This window comes from Fusobacterium perfoetens (assembly GCF_021531475.1).
GTDB lineage: Bacteria > Fusobacteriota > Fusobacteriia > Fusobacteriales > Fusobacteriaceae > Fusobacterium_B.
The window spans coordinates 1-3836 of the sequence record NZ_JADYTX010000064.1; the positions used below are offsets into that span (position 1 = coordinate 1).

General features: G+C 28.6%; 4 protein-coding genes. All 4 read right to left on the reverse strand.

Annotation, left to right across the window (positions count from 1 at the left end):
* Positions 1-248: 248 nt before the first annotated feature.
* A complete protein-coding gene (locus I6E15_RS09945; RefSeq protein ID WP_235247622.1) occupies positions 249-1358 on the reverse strand; it encodes a D-alanyl-D-alanine carboxypeptidase family protein in 1110 nt (369 codons plus the stop codon).
* A 97-nt stretch (positions 1359-1455) separates the two neighbouring features.
* A complete protein-coding gene (nifU, locus tag I6E15_RS09950; protein WP_177160680.1) occupies positions 1456-1830 on the reverse strand; it encodes a Fe-S cluster assembly scaffold protein NifU in 375 nt (124 codons plus the stop codon).
* Between the two features lie 20 nt (positions 1831-1850).
* Entirely contained in the window at positions 1851-3023 is a 1173-nt protein-coding gene (gene nifS / locus I6E15_RS09955; RefSeq protein ID WP_235247623.1) for a cysteine desulfurase NifS, read from the reverse strand.
* A gap of 90 nt (positions 3024-3113) precedes the next feature.
* On the reverse strand, positions 3114-3758 hold the full coding sequence (nth, locus tag I6E15_RS09960; RefSeq protein ID WP_177160682.1) for an endonuclease III: 645 nt from the start codon (positions 3756-3758) through the stop codon (positions 3114-3116).
* Positions 3759-3836: the final 78 nt, after the last annotated feature.

Here is a 3836-nt window from a genome sequence, read left to right on the forward strand (position 1 = left end):
GCCAGGATCAAACTCTTCATTAAAACTTTATATATTTATTGACTAGGTCAAATAATTTACACTTACCATTTTTTAAACACCAAATAAGGTTGTTTGCTTGTCATATTTCTCTATTCTGTTGTTAATGTCCTTCGTTTCTGTCCTCTTGTGGACAGGTATTATCTTATCATTTTTTTCGTATTGTGTCAATAACTTTTTTTATTTTTTTAAAGTTTTTTCTAAATTTCTTTTGTTTCTAATGGTTTTTATTATAAAGAAAATTCAGAAAATTTAGAATTTTTTCTTAAAATCTTTTCTTTTATAATCAATTTACCCTCTTTTTCTATTTTACCATCTAATAAAAGAGTATATTTTCCTATTTCATTTCCTTTTTCTAAAGGAAGTTTCATTTCATCATATTCAACTATAAATTCAACCTTTGTATTTTTACCAACTATTTTTATAAAACTTTCTTCTGGAAATATTTCTAAATTTTTCATTGTAGTATTTTCTAAAATAATATTATCTACAGGACTATCTTTTCTTAAGAAAAAAGCTCTCTTATTCTCATCATAAAATTTTCCTATATCCTCTAAAATCTTTTTATCTCTGATACTCTCATTTTTGCCACCTAAAATAACATAGACTAGTTCTATATTATTTTTTTTAGAAGCTACAGCCATATTATAACCGGCTTCACTATGATGACCTGTTTTTATTCCAAATATTCCCTCTTTTCCTAGAATTTTATTTCTATTTAAAAGTCTTGTTTTTCCTGAATAAATTTTTACTGATTTTTTAGAAGCAACATTTATATATTCATTGTATTTTGGATTTTCTAAAACCTCTACTGATATTTTATATATTCCATAAGCACTACCCACATCCATTTTTTTTCCAGTCATATCACTTGGAAGTCCTGAGGGAGTATAAAATTTAACTTCATTTTCTATTCCAAGTTCTTTAGCTTTAGATCTCATTCTCTTAACAAAAGAATCTACACTTCCCTTTCCAACATATTTAGCTAGGGCATAGGCAGCATTATTGGCTGAATGAACAGCAGTAGCCTTTATCAAATCATCTACTGATATTTTTTGTCCAACTCCCATCCAAATTTTACTACCACCTACTTTTGCTGTTTCACTATCTATAACAACTCTATCTTTTTTAGATATTTCTCCAGAATCAATGGCGTCATAAACAACCATAAGGGTCATCATTTTAGTTACAGAAGCTAGCGGATACAAAACCCTTGAATTTTCTTCAGATACTATTTTCCCCTCATCTGTTGCCAAAATATATGATTTATAATTTTTATTCTCTACATTTCCAAATAGGTTAGTAGCAATTATCAACATCAATAATATTATTTTTTTCAAAATTTATCCTCCAAATTTTAAAATCTCCAGTAGATTATAACATTTTTTTCAAATAAAAAAAAGGTGAGATTAACATTCCCACCCTTTAGTATCAAAATTATTTATTTTTTTTAGATAAGTAATCTTCAATAGCAGCTTTTATAGCTTCTTCAGCTAATACTGAACAGTGCATTTTTTGAGGAGGTAATCCACCTAATTCTTCAACAACTGCTTTATTTGTTAATTTTAAAGCTTCTTCTATTGATTTTCCTAAAACCATTTCTGTAGAAACAGATGATGAAGCGATTGCAGAAGCACAACCAAAAGTTCTAAATTTTACATCTGTGATTATATCATTTTCTATTCTTAAGAATATTTCCATTATATCTCCACAAGATGGGTTTCCGATTTTTCCATATCCATCAGGATTTTCCATAACTCCAACGTGTTTTGGATTAGTGAAATGTTCCATTACTTTTTCTGTATATTGCATATTTTTCTCCTTTTTGTCTACTATTTTTTATTTACAAATTCATTCCAAAGTGGTGATAAAGATCTTAATTTTTCTATAACTTCTACCACTGTATCTATTGTATAATCAATTTCTTCTTTAGTATTGTATTTTCCTAAACTAAATCTTATAGTTCCATGAGCAAACTCTTCAGGAATTCCCATAGCCACTAAAACATGAGAGGCTTGTAAATCACTTGAAGAACAAGCTGAACCAGAACTAACTGCTATTCCTTTTAAGCTAAGCATTAAAAGTATAGATTCTCCCTCTACATATTTGAATGTTACACTTGAAGTTCCAGCTAGTCTTTCAGTATTTTTAGCATTTACTACTATTTCTGGAAGTCTTTTTAAAAGTTCTTCTTCAAAATAATCTCTTAATTTTGATATTCTTTCATTTTCTTCTTCTCTGTTATTAAATTGTTTTTCTAATGCGTTAGCTAGTCCTACGATTAATGGAGTATTTGTTGTTCCAGGTCTTAATTTTTTCTCTTGGTCTCCACCTGTTATAACTTTTCCTATTCTAACTCCATTTCTTATATATAAAGCTCCTATTCCTTTAGGTCCATAGAATTTATGAGCTGTGAAAGCTAAAGTATCTATTCCTAATTCCTTAGGTTTTATATCATATTTTCCCATAGCTTGTACAGCATCAACGTGGAATAATACTTTATTTTCTTTTGCTATTTTTCCAATTTCTGCTATTGGTTGGATAGCTCCTGTTTCATTATTAGCGTACATTACAGTTATAAGAATAGTATCATCTTTTATAGCTTTTCTTATATCTTCTGGATTTACAACACCATTTTCATTTACTCCGATAACTGTTACTTCAAATCCTTCGCTTTCTAGATCTTTACAAGTATTTCTTATTCCAGGGTGTTCAATAGCACTAACTATTATATGTTTTCCTCTATTTTTATAAGCTCTTGCAATACCTCTTACAGCTATATTGTCTGATTCTGTTCCAGAACCTGTAAATATTATTTCCTCAGGTAGAGCACCTACTACATCAGCAACTTTTTTTCTTGCTTCAGCAACTGCTTTTCCTGTTTCTTGTCCAAATAAATGTAAACTGAAAGCATTTCCATATTCTTCTTTAAAGAAAGGTATCATACTTTCAAATACTTCATCGTCTAATCTAGTTGTTGCATTATTATCTAAATATATTTTCATTATTTTCATCTCCTATATGTCACTAGACTCTTTCCTATCCTACATATATTTATACCATTTCTTTATCTCTTTTGTCAAGAATTATTATTGCTATTTTTTTAATTTTTTTTCGTAATATTTACAAGCTTCTTTTATCTCACATTCATCACATTTTGGACGTCTTGCAATACATTTATCACGACCTTGTAGTATGATATAGTGAGAAAAATCTATCCAACTTTTTTTAGGAACTATCTTCATTAAATCTCTCTCAATTTTAACAGGGTCTTGTTCCTCCGTAAGTCCCAAAAGATTAGTTATTCTTTTTACGTGGGTATCAACTGTAATTCCATCTGCTAATCCCCAAACCTCTCCTCTTACAACATTAGCAGTTTTTCTTCCTACTCCACCAAGCTCAAGAAGTTTATCCATCTCTTGAGGTAATTCTCCATTATATTTTTCCAACAATTGTTGGCTAGCTTTTTGAATATTTTTAGCTTTATTTCTATAAAATCCTGTACTTTTTATAAGTTCCTCTATTTTTTCTATATCCATAGTAGCAAATTGTTCTGGAGTATTGTACTCTTTAAACATAGCTTCAGTTACAATATTTACTCTTTTATCTGTACATTGAGCTGAAAGAATTACTGCTACCAAAAGCTCAAAAGGAGTATCATAATTTAAAGCACATTTTGGTTTTCCAAATTTTTCTTCTAATTTTTCCAAAACAAATTTTACTCTTTCTTTTTTTGTCATATTTTCTCCTCGTATAATATTTATATAATAATTTTTTAATTATTAAGCTATTTTAATTTTTATGTAATATACTGTTAT